Origin of the sequence: Vibrio sp. MMH1-50, assembly GCF_022347645.1 — a bacterium.
GTDB lineage: Bacteria > Pseudomonadota > Gammaproteobacteria > Enterobacterales > Vibrionaceae > Vibrio > Vibrio harveyi.
Genome location: NZ_JAKRGG010000031.1, coordinates 1 through 14413 on the forward strand (window position 1 = coordinate 1; position 14413 = coordinate 14413).

Here is a 14413-nt window from a genome sequence, read left to right on the forward strand (position 1 = left end):
GTGACTTCAAGATGCAGGATTCAGAGCGTTGTCATTGATTCGAGTTCAAGGAAAACAACACAGCGTAATAGCCAGCTCTTTCCAAGTTGTTTGACGCAGAAATCGGGGCAATGACACGCTCCCGAAGGGCGAGCTGTCTTGGCTTGTATACTTTGTTGCCGATTCTTGATTTAGAGTGGCTAGATCTTTAAATCGTCGCCGCGCCTACAACCCAAGTCATTCTCGCTGAACCTAGCATCTCGAGGTTACTTGGGTATAGTTCTTTTCAAATACGCCCGGAGGCATCTGGGCGATTTGGAACTCAATCATCTTCTCAAACGCCGCCAATAAAGGTGTGAAATCTTGGTTTGGCTCTAACAAGCTTAACGCATGATACCCAGCTTCTACCGTCGATAAGCTGTTTTCAGACGGTGCTTTACGAATGGTGTAGTGACCTTGTAGATTTTCCGGCAACTTCACCGTGGGGATAGACTGTAAATTGGTCGAAAGCTGCCACATCTTGTAAGCTTTCTTCCATGTCCCATCAAGTAAAATCAAACGAGTTTTCTTAGTAGTATCAGATCGTTCATCTGCCAACTGAGAAAGACACAACGACTGATCTGAAGGATACAGAATAAAGTGCTGGTACGTTGCATCCTCAAGCAAGGCATTTAAAACTGAATCGTCAGAAAAATCTTCACCAATCAAGCAAGTACAATGATTTAAGCTTAAATTGAGAATCCGTGCCGTACCGAGAGGACGATGCTCTTCACTCGTATGCTGAAGGATGATAAGTTCAACCTCGTTTGCTAGCGATACAATCCATTGGCAGATACAAGCTTTGCGCGATTTTCCACACTGAGAACAATAACGAGACATAGAGTGAACCTTTATACATTGCTGAGCATCATCAGCGTCATCTGTTTAATACTTCAATTCGAGCCAATGGCAAGTCTAACTGAATGGCATGCATACAATATACGCCATGGCGAATGGTGGCGAATCGTAACAGGAAATTTGACGCATACCAACTTTGCTCATCTTGGTATGAACTTAGCTGGTCTATGGATTATTGGTTTTATTTTCCGCCCTACCGTGCGCAACTTTCTCATTGTGTTCATTGTCTTGTGCGCCTTTGTTGGTGCAATGAACTTGTTCACTAATATGTCGGTTTACGTTGGTTTATCAGGGGTACTGCACGGATTGTTCGGTTTCTGGGCTCTGAGTGAAGTTTTTGATGGCAGAAGAAGCAGCATGCTGCTCGTTGGTGGTCTAATTGCGAAAATCGCCTGGGAACAGTTCTACGGTCCTTCGACTAGTACAGCTGCAATGATTGGGGCTCGTGTTGCTGTTGATGCGCATTTATTTGGCGCAATTGGTGGTCTAGGTATGGCTGGGTTAGAAAAATTGCTACACCGTCGTCTCTTTGGTTAGCTCCCTTGGCAAAACGCTAAAAAGAGCTCTTCACACTCCATTTTCGCATTTAAGCTAACCAAACAAAAAAATCCCGAACCATTAAAGAAGATTGGTTCGGGAAAGCAGTAATAGGAAACAGAAACTTCGCTTTTTAATGGCAAGAACGTTGATTACAACAAAATACGCTCTTCATTCTTTTTCACCGTGGCATCGCCAATGCCCTTCACTTTGGTCAGATCCGCAACGGTTTTAAAAGGACCGTGTTCATTACGATATTCGACGATATCTTTCGCTTTCTTTTCACCAATACCCTTTAGCATGGTGGCAATCTCTTGCGCTGAAGCTGTATTTACGTTTACCGTAATCTCGATACCTTCGTACTTAGCTGCTTTTGTGTTAGCCGACTTACTCTCTTCTGCCCAGCTCATCGGTGCTAAGAGTAATAAGCACAGTGTTAACATCCATTTCATTTGAGCACCCTCCCTTGAGTTTTTGTATTAAAACGAAAACTACTCTATGCAAAGCGCTGTTTATGTTGAAGTTTATTCAAACAAAAATAAAACGGGCCGCGAATGCGACCCGTTTTAGTTAACATGCAAATTACATCAGTAATGCTTAGTTGCTCACAACAAAGTACTCAATGTCAGTGTTTGCGCGTAGTACAGAGATTACCGAAGTAAGATCTTGTTGAGCAGAAGCACGTTGCATTTGCATCGCAACTTGCTCTTCCAATGCGCTGTCTAGCTCAGCATGAACAGCATCAAGCTCAACAACAACAATGTTGCCTTCTAGATCTTTAGATTGACCAAACACTGGCTTGCCATCAACAGGTTTCGCCATTGCAAATACTGTTGCTGCTAGTGGAGAGCGACGATCAACAGACTCTTGCTCACCAAACGCCAAACCATTTTCAGCAAGAATAGCCGTGTTGCCTTCTTTCAGAGCAGCAACAACTTTCGTACCGAGTTCGATCGCACCTTGCTCGCCTTTAACGCGAGACAGTTCTGCAACCACTTGATCTTTCACTTCAGCTAGTGGAAGAACTGTTTCGTCACGAGCATCTTCGACACGAACAACAATGATGTGCTCAGGCGCCACTTCGATTGCTTCAGAGTTCAGACCATCTTCTTTCACTTCTGGGCTCATAATTGCCTGCATCACAGCTTGGTTCTTAAGAACTTCTGGCGCATCAACTTGAGAAATGAAGTCTGTCGTCTTCACTTTTTGACCAACCGCTTTAGAAGCGTCATCTAGCGAATCTGGGTATTCAAACGCTACTTTTTCAAGTTCGTTTTGTAGTTCATAGAACTGATCTACCGCTTTCTGGTCTACCATTTCTTGTTTAATTTCAGCTGCAACTTCAGAGAATGGTTTCGCCACTGCACCTTTTAGCTCTTCAAGCTTAATGATGTGGTAACCGAAATCTGACTTCACTAGACCAGTCATATCACCTGGGTTCTTAAGTGCAAATGCCGCTTCTTCAAAAGATGGGTCCATTACATCACGTTCGATCCAGCCTAGGTCACCGCCATTTTCAGCGCTACCAAAGTCTTCCGATTTTTCTTTTGCTAGTGTAGCAAAATCAGCACCTGCGTTTAGCTCGTCAAGAATTGCTTGCGCTTTCGCTTCATCATCACCTTCAACTAGGATGTGTGCTACGCGACGTTGCTCTTCTGTTGAGTACTTATCTAGGTGCTCGTCGTAGTATTTCTTAACTTCTGCGTCAGAAACTTGGATTTGCTTCTTAAGCTCTTCAGCAGAAAGCTCGATGTAAGCAACTTTAACTTGCTCAGGACGAGTGAAGTTATCTGGGTTTGCTTTGTAGTACTCTTGAATTTCTTCATCAGTAAGATCTACTTTCTTAGCAAACTCAGCCAAATCGATAGTGATTGTGCGAACGTCACGAGTTTGAGTGAACAGCTTGCCTTCTGCCTGAACTTCGCCAGGTAGCGTGAATTCACTTGTTTGCAGTGCGTTCAGCAGTTGCTCACGAACCAATTCACGGCGCATGTACTCTGCGAATGAGTCTGGAGAGAAGCCTGCGCGACGTAGAGACGCTTGGTAGATCTCTTGGTCGAATTTACCGTTAGATTGGAACTGAGGCATGTCTAGAATCATGCTGCGAACTTGTGCATCGCTAATGCGTAGACCTAGAGCTTCAGCTTGTTGGTCAAGTAGCACATCGTTGATCATGCGGTCTAGAACAGATTTGCGGAACGATTCAACGTATGCAGGGTCAGCCAGCATTTGAGAGAAGTAATCACCCAATTGAGCTTGCATGCGGTTACGCTCATTTTGGTATGCCATCTCAAACTCACCACGAGCAATCTCGGTGTTCCCTACTTTCGCTGCCGCGTTGTTGTTACCGCCAACAATGTAGCTACCTACACCAGCAAAAACGAAAGAAAGGATGATAAGTCCAAGGATAATTTTGACCGCGATGCTGTTCACGCCTTCGCGTAGTCGATCCATCATAATTTAACTGCTCTCCACAATTGAAGCCGACTGCTTCTAATAGAAAATGTAATGTCGCGATAATATCAGAAAAAGAAATGCGCATCAGTAGGATGCGCATAATTTAAGAAAGTTCGGCTCTTAGTTTGTAAATTTTTGTTCAAATCTGACTGTTTGGACAAAAGTTATGCAATGGCCGTTAGCTGAACCAGCTCTTGTGTCTTCGACACAAAAAATTAGTTACAAGCGTCTTTTAGAGCTTTACCAGCTTTGAAAGAAGGTACTTTAGCTTCTGCGATTTGGATTTCTTCACCAGTTTTTGGGTTACGACCTGTGCGTGCTGCACGAGTACGTACGCTGAATGTACCGAAGCCAACAAGAGCAACTTGGTCACCAGACTGAAGCGTACCACTAACTGCTTCGATGAATGCGTCTAGAGCGCGACCAGCTGATGCTTTAGAGATGTCTGCGTTTTCTGCGATTTGTTCTACTAGTTGAGTTTTATTCACTGTGATTTCCCCTTTGTGTCATCTGTGATTATTTTTGTGATGACTTTCGTTCCATAATTAAAAAAATATGCTTCAACCCTTATCCTTCAAGGGCTGGAAGCTATCGAACTTAACTTAGCGTCCAAAAAAAACGCTGACAAGCCTTTTTAAGCCTATCAGCGTAAAGTTTTACTTATTTTTGCTACACATCACTATTTTTGAGACTGAAACTCAACGCCCGTCGGGTCTCGCTCAAGTGCAACTTTAAGAACTTCGTCGATCCACTGTACCGGGATAACCTTCAGATCCGCGATAACATTTTCTGGAATCTCTTCCAAATCACGCTCATTGTCTTTCGGAATCAGTACCGTTTTGATGCCGCCACGGTGTGCCGCGAGTAACTTCTCTTTTAGACCGCCGATAGGTAGAACTTCACCACGTAAAGTGATTTCACCCGTCATACCCACTTCTGCTTTCACAGGATTACCTGTCAAGCTAGAAACTAGCGCAGTACACATTGCGATACCCGCACTTGGACCGTCTTTTGGTGTCGCACCCTCTGGTACGTGTACGTGAATATCACGTTTCTCGTAGAAGTCTGAGTTAATACCCAACTTCTCAGCACGTGAACGTACAACCGTCATCGCCGCTTGGATAGACTCTTTCATTACGTCGCCAAGAGAACCTGTCTGCGTCAACTTACCTTTACCTGGCATCGCTTCCGTTTCGATCGTCAGTAGATCGCCGCCCACTTGAGTCCAAGCGAGACCAGTTACTTGACCAATACGGTTGCTGTCATCTGCCTTACCAAAGTCATGACGTTGAACACCTAGGTATTCTTTCAGGTTATCCATCGTAACTGTCACTGACTTCAAGCTTGAATCAAGCAGGATGTTCTTCACTGCTTTACGACAGATCTTAGAAATTTCACGCTCTAGGCTACGTACACCCGCTTCACGCGTGTAGTAACGAATGATACCGATGATTGCAGAATCTTCGATGGTAATCTCGTTTGGTTTCAAACCATTACGCTTAACTTGCTTATCAACAAGGTGGCGTTTTGCAATGTTTAGTTTCTCGTCTTCTGTGTAGCCAGAAAGACGAATCACTTCCATACGATCCAATAGCGGTCCAGGAATATCCATCGAGTTCGATGTAGCAACGAACATAACATCAGAAAGATCGTAATCTACCTCTAGGTAGTGATCGTTAAATGCATTGTTTTGCTCTGGGTCTAGAACTTCTAATAGTGCTGATGATGGGTCACCACGCATATCTGAAGACATTTTGTCGATTTCATCCAGAAGGAACAGCGGGTTTTTCACACCAACTTTCGACATTTTCTGAATTAGCTTACCCGGCAGAGAGCCGATGTAAGTACGACGGTGACCACGGATTTCCGCTTCATCACGTACACCACCCAATGCCATACGCGTGTATTTACGACCCGTTGCCGCTGCAATTGAGCGACCTAGAGACGTTTTACCAACACCAGGAGGACCTACAAGACAAAGGATTGGACCTTTCAGCTTGTTGATACGGTTCTGCACCGCTAAGTACTCAAGAATACGCTCTTTCACACGCTCTAGACCGTAATGGTCTTCGTTTAGAATCTCTTCGGCTTTCGCCAAGTTCTTCTTCACTTTAGAACGCTTGTTCCAAGGCACGCTTACCATCCAATCGATGTAGCTGCGAACAACTGTCGCTTCTGCCGACATTGGAGACATCATCTTAAGCTTTTGCAGCTCTTGTTCTGTCTTTTCACGTGCGTCCTGAGGCATTTTCGATTCTTCAATCTTTTGCTTCAGCGTTTCAAACTCGTCAGGCGCATCTTCCATCTCACCAAGTTCTTTCTGAATCGCTTTCATTTGCTCATTCAGGTAGTACTCACGCTGAGACTTTTCCATCTGCTTCTTAACGCGACCGCGGATGCGCTTTTCTACTTGAAGAAGATCGATTTCTGATTCCATCTGACCCATTAGGAACTCTAGACGTTCAGTTACATCAATAATTTCAAGTACTTGTTGTTTGTCCACCAGCTTAAGAGGCATGTGCGCAGCAATGGTATCTGCTAGACGCGCAGCTTCATCAATACCGCTTAGAGAAGTCAGTACTTCTGGTGGGATTTTTTTGTTTAGTTTGATGAAGCCTTCAAATTGGTTAATCGCACTGCGAACAATCACTTCTTGCTCACGCTCATCCAACTCAGGTGTTACTACAAATTCCGCTTCAGCAAGGAAGAATTCGCTCTCTTTGAAATGGTTGATTTTAGCGCGCTGCTGACCTTCAACGAGCACTTTTACTGTGCCATCAGGTAGCTTAAGAAGTTGAAGAATGGTTGCAACTGTACCTACTTCGAATAGGTCTTCAACCGTCGGCTCGTCAGTGTCAGCTTGCTTTTGTGCCACAAGCAGAACTTGTTTGTTTGTTTCCATCGCTGTTTCTAGACAGCTAATCGATTTCTCACGACCAACAAACAATGGAATAACCATGTGTGGGTATACCACTACGTCACGTAGAGGTAATACCGGGATCTCGATACGCTCGGAACGTTCCAAGTTCATATAATTCTCTCTTCCGCTTTCACGTTTAACGTATTACTTAAGGCAGTATATGGGGGCTAATTATTTGGATTCAATAAAAGAAATAAAAAAAGGAGGTAATTACTTACCTCCTTTTTATTTATGGCTGAATTTATTCTGCTCCAGCTGCCTGATTATCGGCATTGCTGTAGATGAGCAATGGTTCTGATTCACCGTTAATTACTGATTCATCAATCACGACTTTACTTACGTCAGTCGCTGATGGCAGTTCATACATGGTTTCTAACAGAACGCTTTCTAAGATTGAACGTAGACCACGAGCACCCGTCTTACGCTCCATCGCTTTTTTAGCGATAGCACGCAACGCGTCTTCACGGAACTCAAGTTCTGCGTCTTCTAGTTCGAACAATGCTGCATATTGCTTGGTCAACGCGTTCTTCGGTTCACATAGGATCTGAATTAGCGCTTCTTCATCAAGCTCTGTCAGTGTTGTTGTTACAGGCAGACGACCAATGAACTCAGGGATCAAACCGTACTTCACTAGATCCTCAGGTTCTACCTGAGTAAATAGTTCACCAACGGTTTTGGTTTCGTTCTTCGAGCGCACTTCTGCGCCAAAACCAATACCTGTGCCTGTTGCTACACGTTGTTCAATCACTTTATCTAGACCAGCAAATGCACCGCCACAGATGAACAGGATCTTAGACGTGTCCACTTGTAGGAATTCTTGCTGTGGATGCTTACGACCACCTTGTGGTGGAACCGATGCAACCGTGCCTTCGATAAGTTTTAGTAGCGCCTGCTGAACACCTTCACCAGATACGTCACGCGTAATTGATGGGTTTTCAGCTTTACGAGAAATCTTGTCAATTTCGTCAATGTATACAATGCCGCGTTCAGCCTTCGCTACATCGTAATCACATTTTTGCAGAAGCTTCTGGATGATGTTTTCAACGTCTTCACCAACATAACCAGCTTCGGTTAGTGTGGTAGCGTCAGCCATTGTAAATGGCACATCCAGGAATCGAGCTAGTGTCTCAGCAAGCAGTGTTTTACCACTACCAGTAGGACCAATTAGAAGGATGTTACTTTTACCAAGTTCCACACCTTCGCTCGTTGTATCACCATTGCGTAAACGCTTGTAGTGGTTATATACCGCAACTGCGAGCACTTTTTTCGCGTAATCTTGTCCGATCACATAGTCATCAAGGTGTTCACGGATCTGTTTTGGCGTTGGTAACGCTTCAGATTCTTTCTTAGGGAGAACATCCTTGATTTCTTCGCGAATGATATCGTTACATAAGTCGACACACTCGTCGCAAATGTAAACTGACGGACCTGCGATTAGCTTGCGAACTTCGTGCTGACTTTTGCCACAGAAAGAGCAGTACAGCAATTTGCCGCTGCCGCTTTCTTTGCTTTTATCTGTCATTCGCTAACCTCTTAGCCTTTACTCTTTATGAATGAGTGTATATCAAATTTAGCCAAAATGCGCTGGCTAAATTACTCGCCGCGATGGCTCAACACTGCATCCACAATACCGTATTCTACTGCCTGATCTGCCGACATGAAGTTATCACGATCAGTATCGCGCTCAATCACTTCAAGAGGCTGGCCAGTATGTTCTGCTAATAGGTTGTTTAGCTTCTGCTTGATAGTCAGGATTTCCTGAGCATGAATTTGAATATCAGAAGCTTGACCTTGGAAGCCACCTAGTGGTTGGTGGATCATCACACGTGAATTAGGCAGAACGTAACGCTTGCCTGGCGCACCACCTGCAAGCAGGAACGCACCCATAGAGCAAGCTTGACCCATACATACTGTGCTTACATTTGGTTTGATGAACTGCATTGTGTCGTAGATAGACATACCTGCAGTCACGCTGCCGCCTGGCGAGTTGATGTATAGGAAAATATCTTTATCTGGATTTTCAGATTCTAGGAAAAGTAGCTGAGCCACGACAAGGTTTGCCATGTGGTCTTCCACTTGACCAGTTAAAAAGATCACGCGCTCTTTAAGCAAGCGTGAGTAAATGTCGTAAGAGCGTTCGCCGCGGGAAGTTTGTTCAACCACCATTGGCACTAGCGCGTCAATAATTGGCGACATTGCGTTTTTTTCTTGGTAGCTCATATTCTTATGTCCCTAAAATAAATGGCCCGGATGATGTGTATCATACGGACCATTGTTAGCAGAATAGTCGACGTTAAGTCAACCTTCTACGCAAGATATTGCTTATTAAGCAGCAGGTTGTTGGTTAAGTAGCTCGTTGAAGCTTACTTCTTTCTCAGTAACCTGTGCTTTAGCGATGATCGCGTCGATAGCTTGCTCTTCTAGAGCAACGTTACGCATGTTGTTCATCATTTGCTCGTTTTGCTCGTAGTAAGCAATAACTTCTGATGGATCTTCGTAAGCAGTTGCCATTTCTTCGATTAGCGCTTTCACTTTCTCGTCGTCAGCTTTTAGTTCTTCAGACTTGATTACTTCGCCTAGTAGAAGACCTACAACTACGCGACGTTTAGCTTGCTCTTCGAATAGTTCACGTGGAAGCTGTGCAGCTGCTTCTGGGTTACCACCGAAGCGTTGTGCAGCTTGTTGACGTAGAACTTGGATTTCTTGGTCAATAAGTGCAGCTGGTACGTCGATTTCGTTTTGCTCAACTAGACCGTCGATAGCTTGCTCTTTGATGCGGTTCTTAACAGCTTGCTTAAGTTCGCGCTCCATGTTCTTACGAACTTCAGCTTTAAGTGCTTCAACGCCACCTTCAGCAACACCGAACTTAGAAACGAACTCGTCGTTTAGTTCTGGTAGTTCACGAGCTTCAACTTTGTTCACTTTGATTGCGAACTTAGCTGCTTTACCTTTTAGGTTTTCAGCGTGGTAATCTTCTGGGAAGTTTACGTCGATTTCGAATTCCATACCTTTAGTTTTACCTTCGATACCGTCTTCGAAACCTGGGATCATGCGACCTGCGCCCATTTCTAGTGGGAAGTTCTCAGCTTTACCGCCTTCGAACTCTTCACCGTCGATAGAGCCAACGAAATCGATGCTTACACGCTTACCAGCTTCTGCAGCTTCTTCAACTTCTGCCCAAGTAGCTTGTTGCTTACGTAGAGTTTCGATCATCTCTTCTACGTCTGCATCTTTAACTTCTGTTGTTGGTTTTTCAACAGTGATGCTGTCTAGACCTTTAAGCTCAACTTCTGGGTAAACTTCGAAAGTTGCAGTGAAAACTAGGTCTGCGCCTTCGTTGTTTTCAACTGGAGCGAAAGTTGGAGCGCCAGCTGGGTTGATTTTCTCTTTTACGATCGCTTCGATGAAGTGGCGTTGCATAACTTCACCAAGAACGTCTTGACGTACTGCTTTGCCGTACATCTTAGCAACCATTTTTAGAGGCACTTTACCCTTACGGAAACCATCGAAACGACGGTTTTTAGCGATGTTGCGTAGTTCAGCTGTTACAGCGTCTTCGATGTTTGCAGCTGGAACAGTAATGTTTAGACGGCGCTCTAGGCCTTCTAGCGTTTCAACAGTAACTTGCATTATTTATAAACCTCTAAAGTGGCTCGGTTTGTCCGAGCGTATGAGCGAGACTCTCCGGAGTTCACGCTTCATCCTTGTGTAGTGTCCTGTCCGAACACCTAATTTAAAATCGAGTATCGATGCTGAAAATCAACATCGGACTAATCAGTGATATCTTCGGTGTCATCACCAAAGGTATCTCCTATTAGCCTCAGGACAGAATTTTTAGACGCGACATTCTAGCGATCTGTCGCTACCCTGTCGAGCCAATAGCCACTATGTGGACATTGTCTGCGCTAAATTCTCGAATACTGACCCCAAAATTAGCGAAAAATGCGATTTGAACACCGCTTCATCGCTGTCAGCATATCTAGAATGGGGACAATAGCGACTTTTTCAAGAGAATCGACAGCTTTTTTTATTGAAAAGCCTAAAAAGAGATCTTGCTCTTGTTTTACTCCACAGAGTTGGAAACTAAATCCCTATTCATCTCTACAAACTATTAACATTTTCTTACGTGACAAAAGGAAGGTGTCAAGGAGCGTGGGATGTCGCAGAGAAACCGTATTATACTGATTTTTTTCGCCTTCTATTTCCTCTGCGCGTTCATCGGTGGTCACTGGGTTTGGAGCCATAGCTACCAGTCATTACTCGACAAGCATCAATCACAGTTGGAGCGCTTTTCTAGCCATATTCAAAATAAGTTAGATAAATATGCTCACATCCCACACCTGCTTTCTAAGGATGAACCTTTGGTCGAAGCGCTGCTTAACCCAGAAAACAGCGCACAACTTGAAATCACCAATCGATACTTAGAATCGGTCAATGGCGTCATTGAAGCGGCTGACACCTATTTAATAGACAAATGGGGAACAACGATCGCTGCAAGCAACTGGCGTAAAGAACGTTCTTTCGTCGGACGCAACTTCGCCTTTCGTCCCTATTTTAAACAAGCGATTACAGGGCAACGCAGCCAATATTACGCGCTGGGTTCAACATCGGGTAAGCGTGGTTATTACTACTCTTACCCTATTGTCTATGCTGGGGGAGTGATCGGCGTCGTCGTGGTTAAAATGGATCTGAGTAAGATAGAGGACAACTGGCAACAACCCAACAGCGTTTTCGTAGCCAGTGACCCGAACGGTATTGTATTTATGAGCAGTCGCAATGACTGGTTGTTCAAAAGCCTGCAGCCTCTCGAAGAGCCAACTGCAGCAGAGGTGTGGGCAAGCAGGCAATATTTGAACACCACAATCGACTCACTTGGGTTCGTCGGTGACATGAGCTTAGCGCATACCGAAGCGAAGCAAGGCTACCCCTATAACAAAGGGACACTAGTGGTTTCATCCTTACCTTTAGAAAACCTCAAACTCACTATCCGAGTGCTTTCTCCTAAGCAATCTGTCATCTGGTTCACTATGGGCTATTTGCTTGTTCTCACGCTTGTTTTTACTGTGCTCTTTCTCGTTGGGCAGCTCATTTATCATCGCCAGCAGCGGCATCGACAAATCGAACGCATTCAGCAAGAAGCAAATCAGAAATTGGAATATCAGGTAATGGCTCGCACCGCTGAATTGCAAGCAGAGATAGCACAACGTATCGAGACAGAGCAAACCTTACGCGTTACCCAAGACGAGCTGGTGCAAGCCGCAAAACTTGCTGTGCTGGGACAAATGTCGGCAAGCATCAGTCATGAACTCAATAATCCCCTCGCCGCCATTCGCAGTTTTGCTGAAAACGGTAAGCTTTTCTTGCACAAAGAGAAATATGAACGGACGGAAGATAACTTAACGCGTATATCCGCCCTGACCGACAGAATGGCGAACATCAGTCAGCAGCTGCGCTCTTTTGCTAAGAAGACCAGTGGGAACGAGCTGGCGCAAACTCACCTTCTGCCCGTTATTGCCTCCGCAAAAGAACTGATGAAGCCGGCATTCAAATCAGCCCGAGTGACATTAAATACCAAACTCATAGAACAAGACGTAGAAGTACAGATCAACACAATTCAACTCGAACAAGTGCTGGTGAACTTATTGACCAACGCAATAGAAGCGACCAAAGGGCAAGAAAACAAGCAAGTCCATTTGTCTATCGAAAAAGATATAAAAGCCGAACTCGTATGGATTTATGTCGATGATAATGGCACGGGGCTCGGAGAGTTCACCTTTTCACAGCTATGCGAACCCTTTTTAACCACCAAGCAAAATGGCTTAGGTTTAGGGCTCTCGATATCGCAACAAATTTTAGCTGGTATGAATGGCAAATTAAGCGCCCAGAATCGAGAGCAAGGCGGAGCTCGATTCTCCATTTGCTTACCTCTTATTTCATCACACACCACATAACAAAAGGATTGAACTATGTGTCAGGTGTTTTTTATTGATGACGAAGCCGATCTCAGACTGGCGATCGAACAAACCTTTGAACTGGCAGACATAGAAGCCAAGTTTTTTCCGGATGCAGAGTCGGCTTTAATCGCGATGCAACAAGGAGAAGGCTCGGGAGTGGTCGTCACCGACATCTGTTTGCCGGGCATTTCTGGTATGGATTTACTGACCACATTAACCCAGCGCGACCCAAATTTACCCGTCATCATGATCACAGGACACGGCGACATTTCAATGGCAGTTCAAGCTCTTCATCAAGGAGCCTATGACTTTATTGAAAAACCATTTGCACCTGAGCATCTGGTAGAAACCGTCAAACGCGCAATTGAGAAACGCAAACTGACGAATGAAAATGAGAAACTGCGTCAATCCCTGAAAGCCAGTCAAACCTTGGGACCACGTATTATTGGAGAAACCGAAAGTATCCAACTGCTACGTGAAACCATCACTCACATTGCTGACACCGATGCGGATATATTGCTGTTTGGAGAAACGGGGACAGGTAAAGAACTGATAGCTCGCTCTCTGCACGAACAAAGCTCTCGTCGGAACCAAAACTTTGTCGCGGTAAACTGTGGGGCAGTACCTGAGAACCTCATCGAAAGCGAGCTTTATGGTCACGAAAAAGGGGCGTTTACCGGAGCAGAAAGTCGTCGCATCGGTAAGTTTGAATTTGCACAGGGTGGCACGTTATTTTTGGATGAAATCGAATCTATGCCAGTTCAAGCACAAATCCGTTTACTGCGCGTTTTGCAAGAAAGAGTGATTGAGCGGGTTGGTTCCAATGAGTTATTGCCATTGGATATTCGAGTGATTGCAGCAACAAAGGTGGACTTAAAGCAAGCCTCTGAACAAGGCACATTTCGCCAAGACCTCTATTATCGCCTCAATGTGGTAACACTGGATTTACCGCCGATGCGCGAGCGTAAGGAAGATATTCCCGCACTATTCCACCACTTTTTACTGGTTGCCGCATCACGCTATGGGAAAACCTCCCCTAGCCTCTCCTCACAAGATTTGGCTCAGTTAATGGCACATGATTGGCCGGGTAATGTGCGTGAGTTACGTAACGCGGCAGAACGATTTGTTTTACTTGGGAAACTGATACAGCTAGGCGACGCTTCGTGCACATCTACATCCCCATCGAGCCTTTCTGAACAAGTGGCAGAGTTTGAAAAAGCAGCCATAGAGAGTGCTCTACTGGAGAACAGCGGGAATATCAAGCAAACGATGGAACAATTGAATGTGCCTCGAAAAACCCTGTACGACAAAATGCAACGCTATCAGATAGATAAAGATCTATATAAATAAAACGCCGTTTGCGGTTTGTTGTTATATCCAACCTGAATCATACTTTTTACTAACGAGAGTTTAATGGTTCATATGGATATGACAGAGAAAATCAGGATACCCGTTATCACAGATACCGTGATGGTCGACGGGCATTATCAGGAAGAAAGGCGATCCGGTGAAGATCGGCGCAAAAATAGAAAGAAGTGGCTTGGTTACGAGCGCAGAGTCAATCCCGACCCTCGTAGACCTTCCTACAAGTCAATAAACGAAGAGGTGTGAATCGTCACACCTCTTTTGTGTTAACTGTTTCGGCTCTTACCGTTCACTTGCCCTGCCG

General features: G+C 44.8%; 12 protein-coding genes and 1 pseudogene. 4 read left to right on the forward strand and 9 right to left on the reverse strand.

Annotation, left to right across the window (positions count from 1 at the left end; translation table 11 throughout):
- Positions 1–231: 231 nt before the first annotated feature.
- Positions 232–858 (reverse strand): tRNA-uridine aminocarboxypropyltransferase, encoded by a 627-nt coding sequence (locus MHO32_RS19060; RefSeq protein WP_239213432.1) that lies wholly within the window; start codon positions 856–858, stop codon positions 232–234.
- A 3-nt stretch (positions 859–861) separates the two neighbouring features.
- On the opposite strand from MHO32_RS19060, the gene rrtA reads away from it, so the two are divergent.
- Positions 862–1413 carry a rhombosortase gene (gene rrtA / locus MHO32_RS19065; RefSeq protein ID WP_005446582.1) on the forward strand — a complete coding sequence of 184 codons (552 nt, stop codon included), beginning with the start codon at positions 862–864 and terminating at the stop codon, positions 1411–1413.
- A gap of 152 nt (positions 1414–1565) precedes the next feature.
- Here rrtA and MHO32_RS19070 read toward each other — a convergent pair whose 3' ends face one another.
- The 8 genes and pseudogenes from MHO32_RS19070 to MHO32_RS25850 form a co-directional block, all read right to left on the reverse strand.
- Positions 1566–1865 (reverse strand): ComEA family DNA-binding protein, encoded by a 300-nt coding sequence (locus MHO32_RS19070; protein WP_005446580.1) that lies wholly within the window; start codon positions 1863–1865, stop codon positions 1566–1568.
- Positions 1866–2010: 145 nt separating this feature from the next.
- A complete protein-coding gene (gene ppiD / locus MHO32_RS19075) occupies positions 2011–3870 on the reverse strand; it encodes a peptidylprolyl isomerase (RefSeq protein WP_009698342.1) in 1860 nt (619 codons plus the stop codon).
- Between the two features lie 215 nt (positions 3871–4085).
- Entirely contained in the window at positions 4086–4358 is a 273-nt protein-coding gene (locus MHO32_RS19080) for an HU family DNA-binding protein (protein WP_005430934.1), read from the reverse strand.
- A gap of 191 nt (positions 4359–4549) precedes the next feature.
- On the reverse strand, positions 4550–6901 hold the full coding sequence (gene lon / locus MHO32_RS19085) for an endopeptidase La (RefSeq protein WP_005446574.1): 2352 nt from the start codon (positions 6899–6901) through the stop codon (positions 4550–4552).
- Between the two features lie 130 nt (positions 6902–7031).
- Positions 7032–8312, reverse strand: a complete 1281-nt coding sequence (gene clpX / locus MHO32_RS19090; RefSeq protein WP_005430932.1) for an ATP-dependent protease ATP-binding subunit ClpX — start codon at positions 8310–8312, stop codon at positions 7032–7034.
- A 71-nt stretch (positions 8313–8383) separates the two neighbouring features.
- On the reverse strand, positions 8384–9010 hold the full coding sequence (clpP, locus tag MHO32_RS19095) for an ATP-dependent Clp endopeptidase proteolytic subunit ClpP (RefSeq protein ID WP_005430931.1): 627 nt from the start codon (positions 9008–9010) through the stop codon (positions 8384–8386).
- 105 nt (positions 9011–9115) lie between these two features.
- Positions 9116–10420, reverse strand: coding sequence for a trigger factor (gene tig / locus MHO32_RS19100; protein WP_009698344.1), 1305 nt, complete (start codon positions 10418–10420; stop codon positions 9116–9118).
- Between the two features lie 302 nt (positions 10421–10722).
- Positions 10723–10908, reverse strand: a pseudogene (locus MHO32_RS25850) (hypothetical protein).
- A gap of 39 nt (positions 10909–10947) precedes the next feature.
- Here MHO32_RS25850 and MHO32_RS19105 point away from each other — a divergent pair.
- From MHO32_RS19105 to MHO32_RS19115, 3 genes are all read left to right on the forward strand, one after another.
- Positions 10948–12741, forward strand: a complete 1794-nt coding sequence (locus MHO32_RS19105) for a sensor histidine kinase (RefSeq protein WP_038898575.1) — start codon at positions 10948–10950, stop codon at positions 12739–12741.
- Between the two features lie 15 nt (positions 12742–12756).
- Positions 12757–14094 carry a sigma-54-dependent transcriptional regulator gene (locus MHO32_RS19110; protein ID WP_239213434.1) on the forward strand — a complete coding sequence of 446 codons (1338 nt, stop codon included), beginning with the start codon at positions 12757–12759 and terminating at the stop codon, positions 14092–14094.
- Between the two features lie 78 nt (positions 14095–14172).
- A complete protein-coding gene (locus MHO32_RS19115) occupies positions 14173–14355 on the forward strand; it encodes a hypothetical protein (RefSeq protein WP_026000132.1) in 183 nt (60 codons plus the stop codon).
- Positions 14356–14413 lie beyond the last annotated feature (58 nt).

Excerpts from the sequence above, each read along its gene's own strand:
- MHO32_RS19060 (WP_239213432.1), bottom strand. The coding sequence starts at position 858 with ATGTCTCGTTATTGTTCTCAGTGTGGAAAATCGCGCAAAGCTTGTATC.
- MHO32_RS19070 (WP_005446580.1), bottom strand. The coding sequence starts at position 1,865 with ATGAAATGGATGTTAACACTGTGCTTATTACTCTTAGCACCGATGAGC.
- ppiD (WP_009698342.1), bottom strand. The coding sequence starts at position 3,870 with ATGATGGATCGACTACGCGAAGGCGTGAACAGCATCGCGGTCAAAATT.
- lon (WP_005446574.1), bottom strand. The coding sequence starts at position 6,901 with ATGAACTTGGAACGTTCCGAGCGTATCGAGATCCCGGTATTACCTCTA.
- clpX (WP_005430932.1), bottom strand. The coding sequence starts at position 8,312 with ATGACAGATAAAAGCAAAGAAAGCGGCAGCGGCAAATTGCTGTACTGC.
- clpP (WP_005430931.1), bottom strand. The coding sequence starts at position 9,010 with ATGAGCTACCAAGAAAAAAACGCAATGTCGCCAATTATTGACGCGCTA.
- tig (WP_009698344.1), bottom strand. The coding sequence starts at position 10,420 with ATGCAAGTTACTGTTGAAACGCTAGAAGGCCTAGAGCGCCGTCTAAAC.
- MHO32_RS19105 (WP_038898575.1), top strand. The coding sequence starts at position 10,948 with ATGTCGCAGAGAAACCGTATTATACTGATTTTTTTCGCCTTCTATTTC.
- MHO32_RS19110 (WP_239213434.1), top strand. The coding sequence starts at position 12,757 with ATGTGTCAGGTGTTTTTTATTGATGACGAAGCCGATCTCAGACTGGCG.
- MHO32_RS19115 (WP_026000132.1), top strand. The coding sequence starts at position 14,173 with ATGACAGAGAAAATCAGGATACCCGTTATCACAGATACCGTGATGGTC.